13 protein-coding genes are annotated in these 16,467 nt (G+C 61.0%); 2 read left to right on the top strand and 11 right to left on the bottom strand.

Annotated elements, in window-relative coordinates; genetic code table 11:
- Positions 1-116: 116 nt before the first annotated feature.
- The 5 genes from PLL20_04245 to PLL20_04225 form a co-directional block, all read right to left on the bottom strand.
- On the bottom strand, positions 117-602 hold the full coding sequence (locus PLL20_04245; GenBank protein HPD29181.1) for an NADH-quinone oxidoreductase subunit C: 486 nt from the start codon (positions 600-602) through the stop codon (positions 117-119).
- A gap of 858 nt (positions 603-1,460) precedes the next feature.
- Positions 1,461-1,856, bottom strand: a complete 396-nt coding sequence (locus PLL20_04240) for a hypothetical protein (protein ID HPD29180.1) — start codon at positions 1,854-1,856, stop codon at positions 1,461-1,463.
- Between the two features lie 946 nt (positions 1,857-2,802).
- A complete protein-coding gene (locus tag PLL20_04235; protein HPD29179.1) occupies positions 2,803-4,392 on the bottom strand; it encodes a tagaturonate epimerase family protein in 1,590 nt (529 codons plus the stop codon).
- Positions 4,393-4,413: 21 nt separating this feature from the next.
- Entirely contained in the window at positions 4,414-4,791 is a 378-nt protein-coding gene (gene rsfS, locus PLL20_04230) for a ribosome silencing factor (protein HPD29178.1), read from the bottom strand.
- A gap of 128 nt (positions 4,792-4,919) precedes the next feature.
- A complete protein-coding gene (locus PLL20_04225) occupies positions 4,920-5,525 on the bottom strand; it encodes a response regulator (GenBank protein HPD29177.1) in 606 nt (201 codons plus the stop codon).
- 709 nt (positions 5,526-6,234) lie between these two features.
- On the opposite strand from PLL20_04225, the gene PLL20_04220 reads away from it, so the two are divergent.
- Both PLL20_04220 and PLL20_04215 read left to right on the top strand, forming a co-directional pair.
- On the top strand, positions 6,235-7,164 hold the full coding sequence (locus PLL20_04220; GenBank protein HPD29176.1) for a glucosamine-6-phosphate isomerase: 930 nt from the start codon (positions 6,235-6,237) through the stop codon (positions 7,162-7,164).
- A 406-nt stretch (positions 7,165-7,570) separates the two neighbouring features.
- On the top strand, positions 7,571-8,896 hold the full coding sequence (locus PLL20_04215) for a metallophosphoesterase (GenBank protein ID HPD29175.1): 1,326 nt from the start codon (positions 7,571-7,573) through the stop codon (positions 8,894-8,896).
- A gap of 42 nt (positions 8,897-8,938) precedes the next feature.
- Here PLL20_04215 and PLL20_04210 read toward each other — a convergent pair whose 3' ends face one another.
- The 6 genes from PLL20_04210 to PLL20_04185 all read right to left on the bottom strand — a co-directional run bounded on the left by PLL20_04210 (position 8,939) and on the right by PLL20_04185 (position 16,452).
- Positions 8,939-10,324 (bottom strand): tetratricopeptide repeat protein, encoded by a 1,386-nt coding sequence (locus PLL20_04210; protein ID HPD29174.1) that lies wholly within the window; start codon positions 10,322-10,324, stop codon positions 8,939-8,941.
- Positions 10,321-11,664, bottom strand: a complete 1,344-nt coding sequence (locus tag PLL20_04205) for an AAA family ATPase (protein ID HPD29173.1) — start codon at positions 11,662-11,664, stop codon at positions 10,321-10,323. Before PLL20_04205 ends, PLL20_04210 begins: the two co-directional genes overlap by 4 nt.
- A gap of 96 nt (positions 11,665-11,760) precedes the next feature.
- Positions 11,761-12,510, bottom strand: a complete 750-nt coding sequence (gpmA, locus tag PLL20_04200; GenBank protein HPD29172.1) for a 2,3-diphosphoglycerate-dependent phosphoglycerate mutase — start codon at positions 12,508-12,510, stop codon at positions 11,761-11,763.
- Between the two features lie 114 nt (positions 12,511-12,624).
- Positions 12,625-12,849 (bottom strand): hypothetical protein, encoded by a 225-nt coding sequence (locus PLL20_04195; GenBank protein HPD29171.1) that lies wholly within the window; start codon positions 12,847-12,849, stop codon positions 12,625-12,627.
- A gap of 8 nt (positions 12,850-12,857) precedes the next feature.
- Complete coding sequence (locus PLL20_04190; protein HPD29170.1) at positions 12,858-15,059, bottom strand: DUF1343 domain-containing protein; 2,202 nt, start codon at positions 15,057-15,059, stop codon at positions 12,858-12,860.
- Between the two features lie 205 nt (positions 15,060-15,264).
- Positions 15,265-16,452, bottom strand: coding sequence for a M20 family metallopeptidase (locus PLL20_04185; GenBank protein HPD29169.1), 1,188 nt, complete (start codon positions 16,450-16,452; stop codon positions 15,265-15,267).
- Positions 16,453-16,467: the final 15 nt, after the last annotated feature.

Raw genomic sequence — 16,467 nt, 5'->3', positions numbered from 1 at the left:
CTGGCCTGAACGTCAACGCAGGGTAAATGCCGGGCCGTGATGGCGGAACAACAGTCTCGCGTGGGATGAATATCGCGGTGTGCTCAGAACCGCCGAATCTGCCGCCCACGCGTCGATCAGCCCTCTGGAAACGCGGTGTCCTTTCGCAGCGTATGGTCCTTCCAATCCTCCGGTCGCATAATCTCCCGCAGGCTCGGGTGCCCGTCGAACCTGACCCCCAACATGTCGAAGACTTCGCGCTCGTGCCAGTCCGCCGCCGGCCAGACGTCGGCGGCCGAAGGTATACGGCCGCCTTCCCGCGGAACCCTGACCCGGATGGCAATCTCGTTGTCGCCCGTCCAGTATGATCCCACGACTCGCGGTGGTCGAAGCGACGTCAGGTCGTAGATAATCTCAATCTGATTCTGCTCAGGTAGATCAACACCGCTGACGCATCGCAGCATGTTGAGGCGTAACCGATCGTCATCGCGCAAGAACAGTGCGATCTCATGCCATCGGTGCGCCGCCACACTGACCGACGGATGGCCGCTTCTCACCTCAGTCACACCCACTGCGTCTCCAAACGTTGCCTGCAGGATGTCCGCAATCTCTTCGGGTGCCATGGTTCACACCAGCGCTCTCCGCGGCCGGGTCTTCGCTGCCTCGGGCTCGGCGGCGACGATCCGAGCCTTAGTCTGGTCCTGCAGTCGCGTCCACCCTTCCGAAAAGGCCGGCGTCGATCCATTTGTCTAGGTCTTTCCACCTCGGGCTGGTGATCACGATTTGCCGGCCGATCAAGATGGCCTCGACGGCGAGAATATGTTGCTGATGTACTCGCGCACAGCGCGCCTCAGCCGCGTCTTGATAGCAGTGAGAACCCAGTCGACGGGTACGCGGGCCATCCCGGTATCCGGACGAATGGGAATCTCAAGCCTGCCAGGTCACGACAGCTTGGCTTCCATCCGAACACCTGCCGCCCGACACAAAGGACACTATATCTCTACATCAGGTACTACCCGCATGTCAAGCCGTTCTGGGCTCGTCGGCCACCTTGGGACGCGTGACAGTCTGGGCGGGCATGCCGACCGGTCCAGGTTGGGCAATCAAGGCCCTTCAGCGGGTCTTCCCGCTAAAGGCGGGCTGATAGGCCGGCCCTCATACGGCCGGTCGGTGGTCGCCAGGGGTTCTTCTTCCTTTCTGTGGTCTCAGCCCGTTTCGATGGGCTTACCTGACAAGGACAGGCCCGTTGGAACCGGCTTGTTGGGGTAACACGGTGAAGGGGGATTGACCGACCGTGAATCAGTCGTAAAACGACCGGCCTGTTTGCCCTTCGGGTAAGACCGCTGAAGTGGTCTGGCTTGCGTTCACGACAACCGGGTCAGCCGCCAGAAGTGCCGCCGCTTCTGTCACGGGCCCGCCACCTTCGCGGTCACCCTCGGGCGCGACGAAGTCAGGTTCCAGCCCGACCCCTGCCTTGCTTGTCAGGGGCCTTGCTGCATAAAAGCCTCACGCTCGAAAGGGTTGCCTCGGTACGGATCACGGCCGGCGACCAAGACCACCAGGCTGGCTCCTAGATACAAAGGGATGAACAGCGGGCCCCACCGCTCGTATTGGCCGACATGCACCCGTTCATGCGCCCGCGTCTTGGACAGGCAGACCGCGTCACAGCCCAGCACCACGTGTCCCAGCGTGAGGGCCATGGCTGGTCGGCCCCAAACCACGCCGAGTCGAAGCAGACGCGCAACGATGCCCCCATGAACTTCGACCACGCCATCAATGATGCAGACGCCCCCTCCGCTCACCAGAGCAAGCGGGACGAACAGAATCCCAAGCAGCGAGGCGGGTCCGGCCCAGGCATATCGCAAGATCCGTCCCATGGTCACATCCCCCTGGCAGACGCCCTCATCGGCGACTTGCCTGACGGGCTGTATCAATGCGCGGCCCTGCTGTCGGCAAGCCTAAACGTCCCTGTCCGATCCCGCAAGAGAGCGCGAGTTGGCCTTGCTTGGCCGGGAATCCTTTCCGTGTCGCCTCTCGCCGCAGAATCCTTTCCGCATTCACCGTCAATGCGATGCGAATCCTCGGCCGGAAGACCCTGGCTCGGTAGGGCAGCGCCGAGGTCGCTTCAGCGACCGAGGCCTGCCATATCCTGTAATTACTGAACCTTTGCAAATTGGCCGCACAGCGTTTGAAAAACATCTGTGCCGCTCGATGGAGGCATGGAAGCGCCGGTTGGCATCCTTCGGCGCAAAGGATCGGCTCCGTCGTCGGCCCGCATCTCGATAGAGTCTGTGTGGTGGACTACTGGACCAAGCGCTGAAGCTGTCGTCACAGTGAGGGACCTGGAGACCGGCGCCGAAGGAAAAAAGAGGAAAGGAACTGGGTTGAGAGCACTGCGTATGCCCCAGCAAGGGTGTCACGGGCGCATTGGAGAGGATGTCATATGGCCAGTATTCGGAGCCGCCCCGATCCGGATGTGTGGAAGGGAGGAATCGAGATCTGCAAGGCAGACTACCGGCTCTCCCGGGGGTTGCCAAGGCACGAGTAACTTGGCCGTGGCAGTCAAATGAAGAGAGCATCCGGTATCGATCCCCGGCACAATTGCCCAGGGTCACGTGTAGAGTAACGGCACGCTTCAGAAATCATCTGCTGACCGCAATGGGGTCGCCGCGGAGTTGGAAACGCAGCCTATCCCTGCGCGCGAACTATATTCACAGACAGCCCAGGCGGCACAAGATCTGCATGGCCGATTGCGGTGCCCCAATCGCCGGATTCGGACTCTCTTGAGGCGACTGCCGGAGTAACCCTGGCAATAGTGCTCTTTCACCTCCCCCGCCCCGCGCCTTGCGCCCCCCGTCCCCAGCCGAATGGCACCACGTGCCTTCGTATGTGCCCCGCTAGGACCGCATAGTGCTCCTTTTCGTGATCGATCAGCGTCTCGCGAACCTCCTGGCGAAAACGGTGACTGCCGTCCGGGTTGGCGGCGGTCAACACCGACCCATACGTGACATGCAGCAGTTGCCGCCCGTCGTCGGAGTCGAGGAGGCATTCGAGTTCCGCATCCTTCAGATCGTCAGGGCGAGGCACCCGTTCGATGCGAGCCGAGATATGGTAGCTGGCCTTGTCGGCATCAAAACGTTCGAGAGCGAAGCTCACAATCCGCCTGAAAAGGTCGGAGTTCACTCTGGCGATGACTCGAAGAGCCTCGAGATAGCTCGTACCGGCGGTCTTGAGATGGATCAAGCCCTCGGAGAGCCTCGCGGCGATCGGATACACCGAAAACTTGTCGCTTCCCGAGTGCAGGCTGAGCTTGTAGGGCCCAAGCGTCCGGGCGATAGCCGCATGCGCCGCGTATGACTGCTCAAAAGCCTTCAAATCACCCCTGTAATCGACGCCTTTCTCGAAAGCCCCGATGAATCGGGGCGCCAGACTCACCCACCGGACGCCAAGTCGCTTGAGCTCCGCCGCCACCAGATAGTGTTCCGCTTCCGATGTCGGTGCATCCGTCTCGTCGACGGACACCTCCAGCTCGAACCGGCCGATCCCAAGTCTGGCAACCAGATGCCGGTACATCGCAGCCGTGTGCGCGATCGCACGGCCATATTTCACGGCCGCACGCAACAACGTTTCCTCGGTGAAACGAACGTCACCTCGACCCACCAGGGGAAATCGCCGGTTGAGGTACCGCCGTCGCAGGTCTTCCTCGCTGGTCTCCAGGTCGGCCCAGGGGAGGGCGTTCGCGGCCATTGAAGCGGCGGCCGCGGACATCGTATCGGCTTCGCTGCAGACATGCTCGCCGGGATCGATCGTGAACATCGTGAAACCCGCTGCCGCGGTCGCGTCGATATCCGCAGTCGTTTTGAGATGGTCCGCATCACTCCCGAAACCTCCTCTCCAGCCGGCCTGAAAAACTCCCCAGACCGCGTCGTCCATGACCTCCTGCGGCGTTCTTTGCGTGCGGGTCATCTCGCGAATGGACTGCTGTGCCGGAAAAGGTACACAACCCTGGTCCTGCACCGCCAGGAGGTGGCCGGGCGTCGCCAATCCAAGCCGGTCGCCGAGACCGACCGATGTTGCCGGGCCGCACAGCCGCGGCGAGGTCCAGGGAACCGCCTCCCGCAACGCAGACGCCGCATCGGGGCCGGCCGACACGACCGTCACCTGCACGTCTCCCGCACTCCTCCTGTGTTCGGGAGACAACGAGCCGAAGGCTCCGAGCTTGCCTCTCCTGCAGGCCAGTATCAATCGGCGCGAGCGCCCCTCCTTGCCGAGGGCCACAACGATGGTTCCGGTTGACTCTACCGACGCCGGGTAAACCGCAAACCCGCAGGTTCCTCCGAGTTCGCCTGCTGCCTGCTCCTGAAGTGTGACAGAAAGCGGCTCACCATCCAGCAGTCGGCTGATTGCGTTCATTGATTCTTCTGGCAGCGAGGTCTATTCCCAGTTCACTCGCGGGGCATCGCCCCAAAGAAGCTCGAGGTCGTAGTACTTCCGCTTCTCGGCGTCGAAAAGATGGATGACGACATCCACATAGTCCGCAAGAAGCCACGTGGCCGTGTCGTAGCCGCTGACACTATACGGCTTCTCTCCGATCGTCCTCGCATATTCTTCAATATCGTCGCAGGTCGCCCGCATCTGGCGGTCCGAGGTGCCGGTACCGATGACAAAGAAATCCGCAACCGAAGACAGCCCTCTCAGGTCCAGAATCACAATGTCCTCGGTGTGGTTGTCCGAGGCAATACGGGCTGCCTCCTTCGCAAAGGCCAGCGCCTTGTTCTTCGGCTTTGCCGTCCTGGTCTTGGCTTTACTCATCTTGCCGGATCATGTTCCTCAACACCGGACAAAAAGCAAGGAGGTCTGCCCGCCAAACCAAGGGCAAACCTCCCGAATTCGTCGCCCAACCAGCGGTTCCGGATTCTAATGTTCCGGGAAACGCAGACTCACAGACCGGCCAAGAGTTCACATAACTGTTTGCCCAGCGACGAGCTGATCCGTGCCAGGGCCCAGATACTGGCTGCATTCTTGCCCAACTCCACCTGCGAAAGCTGCGAAGTAGTCAGTTCCGCCCGCTCTGAAAGCTGACGAAGAGTCAGGCTCTGCTTGAGCCTCTCCTGACGGATGCGCTGGCCGATAAGCCGGTTAAGCTCCTGCTCGTTCGTGTAAACCAAGCCCATCTCCTGCGCGATTCGCTCAACCGCCTTGAGCAGGTCTTCCTCCTTGAACGGCTTGCACAGGTAGTCACGGCTGCCCAGCCGCATGGTCTCGGCCGCTGTCTGAATGTCTGGATAGGCTGTCATGACAATCGGGGCAATACGCGGATCCTCAGCCTTGATTTTCTCAACTATTTCTAGGCCATTCAGGTCCGGCATTTTGATGTCAATGATCGCCATGTCGAACGGGGCTTTCCGAACGGCCTGCAAAGCCTGCCTCGGTTGAGAGTAAGACTGCACATGATAGCCGTGATCCTTCAAGCTCGTGCTGATCATCTTGCAGACCTGTGGATCGTCGTCCACCACGAGCACTTTGATATGATGTCTTACAGCCATGTTAACAAGCACCTTCAGTTGGACTTGACTCTCGTTGAACTCCAGATTCAACTTCCATTATTCCATTGTAGCGAATCCGGTTTTTTCTGCTAGTGCCTTCTCCGGCGGAAACTCCGTCCGGCCGGTTGGCCGAAAGGCCTATAAGCCAAGGGATATTTGAGGTTTAGGAATTAACCTAAGTAATTAATGGATAATACCTTCTATCCAAACATTTGGTCAGAACCTCCTTGCATTAATCGACCACGGAATGAGTAGTTTTGCCGACCTCAATGAATTCGGGTGTTTACCCCCTTTGCTTTTTTGTCGCTCTCGCGAGCGCGAAACCGCCTGTTGCACCAACTCGGCGGGCCGTGGTTGCACGGGGTCGCTTCAGGTTTTGATTCGAGGCGGACTGTGAAGTGGTTGCCCCATTCGGTCCTCGACAGCCCGTTGGTGTGCAGATGATCACACGGGAGCGGCGAAAAGGTCGATCATGCCCGGTGGGTTGAGTCATCGGAAAATCCTGGGGGGTCTTATTGGGTGTTCCGTGGCAGCAGGAGTGAGGGGTGATTCAGGCCTTGGAGGTTGCCGGGGGCGCCGACGACCGCACTGGGCAGAGGTCTGCGGTGGACCGCGGGGCGCTCACCTTGTCGACTTCGGCAGAATTGTCAGCACGCCCCCGAGTCCTTATCCTGACCTCCTTGAGTTCGGGTTTTCAGGAGGTTGCCACATGGCTCGCAAATTGAGTTCGATTGCCCCAGACTGGTGGGACTACACGACGCTGCCCGAAGAACTGCTTGAGGAGGTGGCTCGACTGACCGTCGACGACGTGAGCAGGCTGTCGCGAGACGGCTTCCGTGTCGTGATGTACGACACGCTGGAGGAGTTCTATCTGGCAGAAGCCCTCGAATACATCGAGGCGTGGCGGCAGGCCACCGAGAGCCAGCCGGTTGGCATCTGCGGTCCCATCGGCCCCACGGAACAGCTTCCCTTGGTGGCTCGTCTCGTCAATGCCCTCGAACTGAATCTCAAGCATGCTCACTTCTGGGGCATGGATGAGTGGTACAAGGACGGCCGAGAAGTGCCCGAAACGCACCCTTTATCATTTGCCAAGGCCGATCGGGAACTGTGCTTCAATCGTATACGTCCCGACCTGCGGATGCCGGAGTCGAACATCCATTTCCCCAAGGCCGATCCGACCGCTTACATCAAGAGCTGGGAAAAGGTGCGATGTGCGGTCATGCAAGGCGGCCAAGGCGAGATCAAGCACTGGGCTTTCAATGATCCACCCAAGCGCGAAGCGCCGTATGTCGATGAGCCGCCGCCGCCCGAGGTGTATCGAAAGCTCACGACGCGGGTCGTGGATCTGCACCCCGCCACCCTCATGCAGAATGCTCGAACCTCCGGTGGCGGCAATGTGGCCGGTGTCCCGACGAAGGCCATCAGCGTCGGCCCGGTTGAGACATGGAAAGCCGGCCGCGTGTCCATCTGGCAGGCTGGCACCCACGACAATCCCTTCGGGCAACGCCTTACGGCCTTTATGATTTCGAAGGAAATCGTCGACACCTCGGTTCCGATGTCCCTGCTCGCCCAGCACCCGAACGTCCAGTTCAATTACTACCGCAAGGGCCTTGGAACCTGCGAAGCGGAGATGCACTGAGCTTCGACGTTACAGACGGCAACGCGGACGGGTTGCTGATTTCAATTTGCGGATCTCGGGCAAGGTACTGCAGACCTTGAGTCCCCGGTTTGCGGTCCCGAATCTCGGATTTGAGTCTGGTGACTCCCAGCCTTGTTCGAGCGGCTCGCCCCGATTCCCAGAGAGGCTTCGACGGGCCGTTGGGCAGCAGAAGGCACGAGTCCAAGCCCGAAAGGTGCCCTGCGATTTCATTCTGAACTCGTTGATCTGTTCGAGCGTAGGAGAAGGAGAATAGAACCTTTCAGCCGGACATCTGTGCGGCTCGCGCGCATGCGTCTGGATGGCAGTGGGCTTGGGTTGCGGCCCGCAAAAAGGCGGTCCGCCTTAGGATTCCTGGACTGTTCCGCGCCGGCGGGGCATCTGTGGTATGAGTGAGAGGCACGGTCATCTGCTTGAAGCCATCCTTTTGGCCGCGATTGGCCTGATTCTTGCATATTTCCTCGGCGTGCGCCTCGGCTGGCTGCCGGTGTTCTGGGGTGCGACCTTTCTGCTCATCGCTGTCATGCTTCTGCTCGCCAACCTGTTCTGGTGGGCGTGGGTCGATCGACAGCTTCAAGGTCGCGGCCGCCGTACCGGTTCTACGACCCGCCGACGTCTCCTGCGGTCGGGCTGGGCTGCATTCATGACCCTGATGCTGTCGCCTCTGCTTCTCGTGTTCGTCGGCCTGCGGGGGTTCTGGGATGCGTACCCCTTCGTTCTCATCGCACTGATCATGGTCTGGCACCTCCTCATGGTTCTCCTGGTGACCGTATGGGCGCCGTTGGCCGGTTTCTGGGCAATGTTCCGACGAGTGAGAGCCCGAGTCGCAGGTTCTCATTCATTCGAAAAACCGGTGGACCCGTCGCGGCGACAATTGCTCCTCGGGGCTGTGGGTGTCGCCCCCGTCATCGTAGCCGGCGGGTCTCTGGGCTTGGCCGTATGGCAGGGGGGGCGGTTCAAGGTGCGCCGTGTTTCCCTGCGAATGCCGCGGTTGCCGGATCGGCTGCGGGGTCTGACGATCACGCATATCAGCGACCTGCACGTCGGTCGGTTGTTTCGGCCCGAGCACTTGCCGCGGCTGATCGACGCCGTCAATCAACTCAAGAGCGATCTCATCGCCGTCACCGGCGACCTCGTGGATCATTCCGTTGACTTCATGCCCCTCACCTGTGATGCCCTTGCTCAAATGGAGTCGCGATGCGGGCGGTTCATCGTGGTCGGCAATCACGATCTTATTGATTCTCCCGAAAAAGCAGTGCAGGAGCTTCATCGGCGGGAACCGTTTCTCCTGCTCGACCGCATGCTCCCGCTGCTGATCGACGGCGAGACCATCCAGATCGCCGGCTTGTTCTGGTCTCGCTATGACGAACCGAGGGGCGAAGATCCAGGTCACACAGGTCGAGTTACCAGAACCCTGGCCGGTGCGGATTCAGACCGCTTCACCATTGCTCTGGCCCACCATCCGCACGCATTTGACCCGCTGGCCGACCGTGGCGTGGACCTGACGTTGGCCGGTCACACCCACGGGGGGCAATTGATGCTCACGCCGCCGGGATCGCACACGCCGATCGGAGGCGGCAGCCTGCTGTTCCGCTATATCTGGGGGGAGTACCGGCGAGGCGATTGTGTCCTGGAGGTCAGCGCGGGGGTCGGCAACTGGTTCCCGGTCCGGATCAATGCTCCGGCGGAGATCACGCACATCCGACTGATCTGAGGGGTAACGGCCCGCGCGGCGGCGTGGGCCGGCAATCACGCTCTACTCGCGGACGCGGTTCATCATCAACAGATTGCCTATCCATGGGGATGCCAGGAAACTGATTGCGAAACCGACTGCGAGGCTGTTGACCAGGCCTTTGATCGCTTCTGCGGAAGCCCCAGAATCGCGCGTCCGGCTCCACGCGTATAAGGCAACCGCGCCCAGGCCGGTCAGGGCCATGACGGCCGTATAGAAGGCCATAGCCGTTCTCGGCCAGCCGCGGGAGCAGTCAAACGTGCCCGCCAGCGGCATTGACAGCAGGCCAAATATGAACGAGGCTACGAGCAGGCTATTGCTGCGCAAGCCGAACCCGAGCCCAAGGCAGGCGACTGCCAGCAAGAGGCTGCCCCCAACCCAGTTGGAAGCAACAATCTGCTCTCGCGTCAGGGCGAGTCGTCCGAAACGGTTCAAGCGCAGGAGCAGGTTAAACAGCGGGCCGGCCGTCCACGTTAGAAAGACGAAAACGAGGTAGAGAATCAGGAAGGGGGCGATGAACGGTGCCAGCGGCGGGTTGCTGCGGGCGACGCTGCTGAGGGCCCTGGCCCCAAAGTACCCGCCCAGGATCAGCCCCCAACGAGCCTTGCCGGACAACGAGCCCATCCACAAGAAATAACGGAGCATCAGCCCATAAACGATGTTCTTGGCCTTCAGAGACTCCACGATCCCCTGGCGGGCCCACTCGTTGCCAGGTTCGAGCCTTAGAACCTTACGGCCAGATATCTGTGCGGCTTGCGCGCATGTTTCTGGATCGCAGAACGCTTGGGTTGCGGTCCGCAAAAAGGCGGTCCGCCTTAGGGCTTCACGGAAGCTCTCCAACGCCTGGCGATGCTTGCCCTCGTGCAGGAAGGCCCATCCTCGATTGGCATGGGTGTTCGCGTCATCGGGATCGCGGGCCAGGGCGGCATCGAGTGCCTGGGCGGCCTCGAGCCTGCGGCCCAATTTGACCAGCGCCGCCGCCCGCACATTGGCGGCCTGCACATGCTCCGGGTCGAGTCGCAGACCCTCTTCCGCCGCGGTCAATGCTTCTCGCCACAGCCGTTGCGTCAAGCGGATCTGACCGAGAAGTGCGTGGTAGTAGGCGTTCTCGGGGTCCAGCCTGATGGCCTCGTGAATGGCCTCCAGAGCTTCCTCGGGACGGTTCCTGTCGTGCAGGATCGCTGCCCGGACGTAGTGGGGAAACGGCTCGTCGGGGGCGGAGTGGATGGCGGTCTCAACGGCCGCAGTTGCCTCCTTGAGTTTCTCCTGCTGTGCGAGACTCAGGGCCAGCAACGCATGTCCGCGCCCGTCGTCGGGGCTTTCGGCCAAACCTCGCCGGGCCTCCTGCTCAGCCAATTCCGGCCGCGATTGTTCGATCAGGACCCACGCTCTATCGAAATGAATGCTCATAACAGCTTGAGGTATTTCAGAACGTCGTCGTAGATCCCGCCCTGGTTGGCATAGATGGCATGGTTTCGGGCGGTGGAGAACCATTCCTTGGTGGATGGCCGTACGGCGGCGACGGCGGCCAGAAGGTCTTTGGTGGTCATCGGTTTCGGGACACCGGCCCGCATGGCTTCCTGGAGCTTGCGTTCGATCGCCTGGTCGACGAGAGCCTTGAGATCTGCCCCCGAGAACCCGTTCGTCTTGGCCGCCAACTTATCGAAATCGATCTCCTCGGCGGGTTTGCCTCGCACCAGTATGCGAAGAATCGCCGATCGGGCCACAGAATCGGGTGGCGGGACAAAAATGATGCGGTCGAAACGCCCTGGCCGGCGGAATGCCGAATCGAGATGCCACGGGGCGTTGGTGGCCGCCAGAATCAGGACGCCGTCGTTGCTGTACTGGGCGCCGTCCAGTTCCGCGAGGAACTGATTGACCAGATGACGGCCGGCGCTTTGTCGCAGGTCGGCCCGACTGGCTCCGAGCGCATCCACCTCGTCGAAGAAGAGCACGCACGGCTTGTGCTGCCGGGCATGCTGGAACACCTCGTGAAGGTTGCGCTCGCTGTTGCCCAGCCACATGTCCAGAACGTCATTGATCCCGATCGTCAGAAACCCGGCTTTGATCTCGCCGGCCGTCGCCCGAGCCAGATGCGTCTTTCCGCAGCCGGGCGGACCGTAAAGAAGAATGCCTCCGCCAATCTGCTTGCCGTACGCTTCGTACAGCTCGCGGTGGCTCAGGGGGTGGATGATTTTCAGCCGGATTTCCTCTTTGACCGCCTCCATCCCTCCGACGTCGTCGAAGTTGATCCGGGGCCGCTCCAACTCTATGTCCGGACCGGATGAGGATTGCTCGCCGGGCACGCGGACCCGGCCGTCGATCACCTCGGAATCGGGCTCCCCGTTCAGTCCGAGCGTTTCTTCCAGGGAATCGTCGGCTGCCTCGGGATCCTGCTCGATGCCTCGACGGTACTGCCGGACAGCGCGATCGATGTCACCGGCCCGCAGGAGGAGGCGGGCGTGCAGCACATAGACCTCGCCTGCGGTGGATGGGCTCTTGAGCAGTTCCTCGACAATCACGAGGGCAGGGCTGTATTTGCCGTCCCGGTAGAAAGCGTTGGCCAGCCCCAGCTTCAGTCCTGGATCGTCGGGGCACCGATTGAGCGTTTCCCGGTACTCCTCGACAGCCTGTTGTGTGTGGCCATATCGCAAGAGCATCTCCGCCAGGTGCTGCCGGAGGCGAACGTTGTCCGGTGCATCCCGCAACGCGTCGCGCAAGGCCTCGATTGCATCATCCCCTGCAGCCATGACACCCATCTTTCGCTGATAACCCGGCCGTCGAACCCGGCAGGAATCACAGTTCTCAGTCATCACCACTGACAACTGAGAACAGGCGACTGACCTCTACTTCTTCGCCTTCCCCTGAGCGGCCACTGCGGCCATAGCGGCTTTCACCTTCTCCGGGTCGCCCAGGTAGTAGCTCTTGATGGTCTTGAGGCCCTTGTCCAGCTCATACACCAAGGGCATACCGGTCGGTATGTTGAGTTCGACGATGTCCTTATCGCTGACGTTGTCCAGGTATTTGACCAGCGCCCGCAAGCTGTTGCCGTGGGCGGCGATCAACACCCGTTTGCCCAGCTTCACCGTCGGGGCGATGACGTCGTGCCAGTAGGGCAGGAAGCGCGCCACTGTGTCTTTCAGGCACTCGGTCAGCGGCAGCGCGCCCTCGGTCAGGTCCGCGTAGCGGGGGTCGTTGCCCGGATACCGCGGATCCGTTTTCTCCAGTGGCGGCGGGGGGATGTCATATGAACGCCGCCAGATCTTTACCTGGTCCTCGCCGAACTTCGCAGCGGTCTCGGCCTTGTTCAAACCCTGCAGCGCCCCGTAATGCCGCTCGTTAAGCCGCCATGATCGGTACACCGGGATCCACATCAGGTCCATCTTGTCAAGCGCGATCCACAGCGTGCGAATCGCCCGCTTGAGCACCGAGGTGTAGGCCACGTCGAAGGTGTAGCCCTCTTTCATGAGCAACTCGCCGGCCTCGGCGGCCTCCTTGATCCCGACCTCCGACAGGTCAACGTCGGTCCAGCCCGTGAAACGGTTCTGCTTGTTCCAGTCACTTTCGCCGTGTCGCAGTAATACGACTTTGTACATCGATCGTCTCCATGAGCTATCAATTGCCGCCACGTTTGCGGCGTCATCCACGAAGTCGCATATTCTACCGATTTTGGCTCTATTGCCAAATGGGGACGGCAACGCGCGGCGCCGTCAGATGCGAGGGCCGTCGAACAGTCTCAGGTCGGGCAGCGCAGACGCGATAACGACAAAATGCGCATCGTATGTCCATAGCAGCAAGCCCCCGCCCATTGCCACGGTGGCAATCAGGGCATCGGCAAAGGGTACTGCCAGGCCTCGTGACCGCAAGGTGCGAAGGATACGCCCCAGGTCATTCCACACCTTCTCGTCGATCGGGAGCCGGACAAAACAGTCCAAAGCGGCGGTCAGTTCTGGTAGATCAGGTACTTCTGTCGCACCTCCCTGAAGCGGCTGAGAGAGCCGCGCCAGCCGGCCGGCAGCGTCGTCGGGGTTTCAGCGGTCTTCAGGTTATTCAGCGTTTCCGCGTTGGCCAGCAGGTTGATCACCTTGTCAACCTCGAACACCGGGCCGAAGAGCTTCTTCAGGTGCCAGGCGATCGTCAAGCCCGACTCGACCATGCGGATGTTCTGGCGGTCCGTGACCAGCACGTACACTCCTTGGCATTTCTCCTTCGCAAACTTGCTCGATGTGGGAGTGAACTCAATGGGGATGAACCGTAGCCCCGGCAGGCCGGCCTCGTTCAGCGAAGCCGCCAGCTTACGGCCGTCGATCCAAGGGGCGCCAAAGATCTCGAACGGCTGATCCGTGCCACGGCCGACGGAAACATTGGTTGCCTCCAACAGGCAGATGGCAGGGTAGAGCGTCGCCTCCGTCAGATTCCGCATGTTCGGCGAGGGGTTGATCCACATCAGGCCGGTTTCGTCCCACCACATCGATCGACGCCAGCCCTGAAGCTCTACCACCGTCAGGTCGCAATTGATGTCGTACTCGACGTTGCACATGCGGGCCAGCTCACCGAAGGTCATGCCGTGGACCACCGGCAGCGGACCGTAGGCGGTGAAACCGTAACGATTCTTGTCGGCAATAGGACCGTCCACAATCAGGCCGGTGATCGGGTTCGGACGATCGAGCACCACCATTTTGAGCTTGTGCTTGGCAGCCGCTTCAAGGGCGTAGCCAAGCGTCGCCGAATAGGTGTAGAACCTCGCCCCGATGTCCTGAATGTCGTAGACCAGCGCGTCCACGCCTTCCAGCATCTCCGGCGTGGGGCGCCTTGTCTCACCGTAAAGGCTGTACACCTTGAGGCCGGTCGCCTGGTCGACCGTGTGGCCCACTTTCTCATCCAATGTGCCGTAGAGCCCGTGTTCCGGCGAAAACAACTTTACGAGTTTCACCTCCGGCGCCTTGAACAGCAGGTCGACTGTTCGGTTGCCCTCGCGATCGCGACCGGTGTGGTTTGTGATCAGGGCAACCTTCCTTCCGGCCAACAGCTTGAAACCATCACGCTTGAGGATGTCGATGCCGCAGAGCACCTCCGCCGGCGGACCAAACGCTTTACCGGTGATCGCAGCCGCCACGGCGGTTGCCACCTGCCGCCGCAGGTCGGTGACCGTGCCCTTATCGTCGGGATGGACGCGGTTGGTCAGCAGGATCACGTAACAGTCATGAGTCGGATCGATCCAGTAGCTCGTGCCCGTGTAACCGGTGTGACCAAAAGTCGTGCCCGCCTGGAAGAGGTCGCCCCGGGCCGACGAATAGCTGGTACTCATGTCGAAGCCGTATCCACGGCATCCTGTCCCCCCGGGCAGGCATCGCTGCGAGGTCATGGCTTCGACGGTCATTTGCGAAAGGATTCTCTTGTCGTCAAGCACCCCCTTGTGCAGGATCATTCGGCACCAACGTGCCAGATCCTCGGCCGTGCTGAACAGCCCGGCGTGCCCCGCGACGCCGCCAAGGGCCCATGCCCGCGGGTCGTGCACCTGGCCCTGCATCCATTTGCCGTCGCGTTTCTCGGTCGGGGCACACCGAGACCACAGGCTCTCTGGCGGGCAATACATGGTGTCCTTCATGCCCAGAGGAAGAAAAACCTCCTCTCGTGCGAAGCGGTCAATCGGTCGGCCGTCGATGACTCGTACCAGTTCGCCCAGCACGATATAGCCGACGTCGCTGTAGCGGAAATCGGTGCCCGGCGGGTAGACGGGCGCGAGGTTCCAGATACGTTCCCACGCCTTGACAGGCCCGTCAGCGTAATCCTTCATGGGATTGTCAGGAACAAAGCCTCCTCGGTGCAACAGTAGCTGTTCGACCGTCACCTTCTCCTTGCCGTTGGCCCCGAAGGCGGGAATGTGTTTCGCCACCGAGTCCGCCAGACCGAGCTTGCCACGTTCTACGAGAATCATGATCGATGTGGCGCACGCCACGGTCTTTGTGACCGAAGCCATGTCGAAGATCGTGTCTTTTGTCATGGGAATGGGCTGTGGGTCGGACGTCCGTAGACCATAGGCTTTGAAATAGACGGTCCTGTCGCCTTGTCCAACCAGCAGGACCCCCCCGGGAAGTTCTTTTCGCCCAATAGCTTCTTCAATCAGTCGATCGGCACGCTGCATCCGTTCCATGTCAAACGATACCTGGCCGGTGGACGTTGCCGCTGCAGTTACCGTAAGAACACTCACAGTCGCAAGCCAATGGCCGCAAAACATGTTTCCCTGCCTTTCTGCAAGCACGGCGCGAAATCACAACCACGCAAACGCCAGGGCGGCGCTATGGTACTCGCAAGTCGGCGGGCAATCGACCCGTGCTCCGGCCATGCGCCTATTCGTCGATGATGGATCGCCCCGCGTGGCTCGTCAGCAGCGCGAGGATGATCTCCGTGGCCTGGTAGACCTGGGCCAACTCGACGGATTCGTCGGCCGTGTGAGCCTGGGCGATATCACCCGGACCGAAAAGCAGCGAGGCGATACCCGCTTCGCTGAACGGTCCGGTGTCGGCAAAGTAATTCACTCCACGTGGGGCGCTTTGTCCGTTGGCCTCTCGGCACACAGTCAGCAGCTTCCGGGGCAACGGCTTGTCTGCCGGACAATCCAGCGGGGGGTGTGTCCGCCGGCTCAGGATGCTGAACTTCTCCCGACCGCCCAGATAATCCGACAGCATCCGCGTGAAATCAGCGACGATACGGTCCGCCGGTTCGCCGGGAATGAATCGCCCGTCGATCTGGGCGCGGCAACTGGACGGGATCACATTGATCTTGCTCCCGCCGTTGATGGTGGTCACCACGCAGGTCGAGGTCCCGAGAAGGGGGTGAGACCGACGGCCGATGTGCCTTTTCCAGGGGTCCCCGACGAAATCAACCACTCTGGCCATCAACTCGATCGCGTTTGTACCTTGAGTCGGTAGTGAGGCGTGACACGAACGACCGTGCGTTTCGATCTCCAGCCACAGGGGGCTCTTATGGGCGGTCACGACCTCGCAGTTCGTGGGCTCGCCGACGATGGCCGCGTCTGCGGTGAAGCCCGACCTCACCAGAGCCGTTGCGCCGTCACAGCCCGTTTCTTCGCTCACCGTGGCCACGAAGCACAGCCGGTCGCTGGGCAACCGTCCCGCTTCATGTGCCAGGGCCAAGGCGGTCAACAGGCTGGCGAGCGATCCTTTCGTGTCGCACGTGCCGCGGCCGTACATGCGTCCCCCGCGAATCTCAGCCGCGAACGGATCTACGGTCATTCCCTCGGTCGGCACCGTGTCCATGTGGGCGGAGAGAACAAGCCGCTTGCCGGTTCCTTGACCCGGCCAGTAGGCAATGAGATTGGGACGTCCCGGAAAGACCTCTTGTCGTTCGACCTGCATTCCCATCCGGGACAAATGGTCGGTCAGGTATTCCGCCATCCGTTCCTCAGCCCGATCGCGATTGGCCTGCTCAGGTGTCGAGACAACGCTTGGAATCCGCACCAGGTCGGCCAGCAGTCGACATGCACGTTGTTGCTCTTCTCTGCTAAGCTGTCGCATGAATTGCAGATCCGT

The sequence above is a fragment of the Phycisphaerae bacterium genome, assembly GCA_035384605.1.
Lineage (GTDB): Bacteria > Planctomycetota > Phycisphaerae > UBA1845 > PWPN01 > JAUCQB01.
The sequence above is the reverse complement of the archived record's forward strand: the minus strand, read 5'-3'. Positions and strand labels throughout refer to the sequence as shown.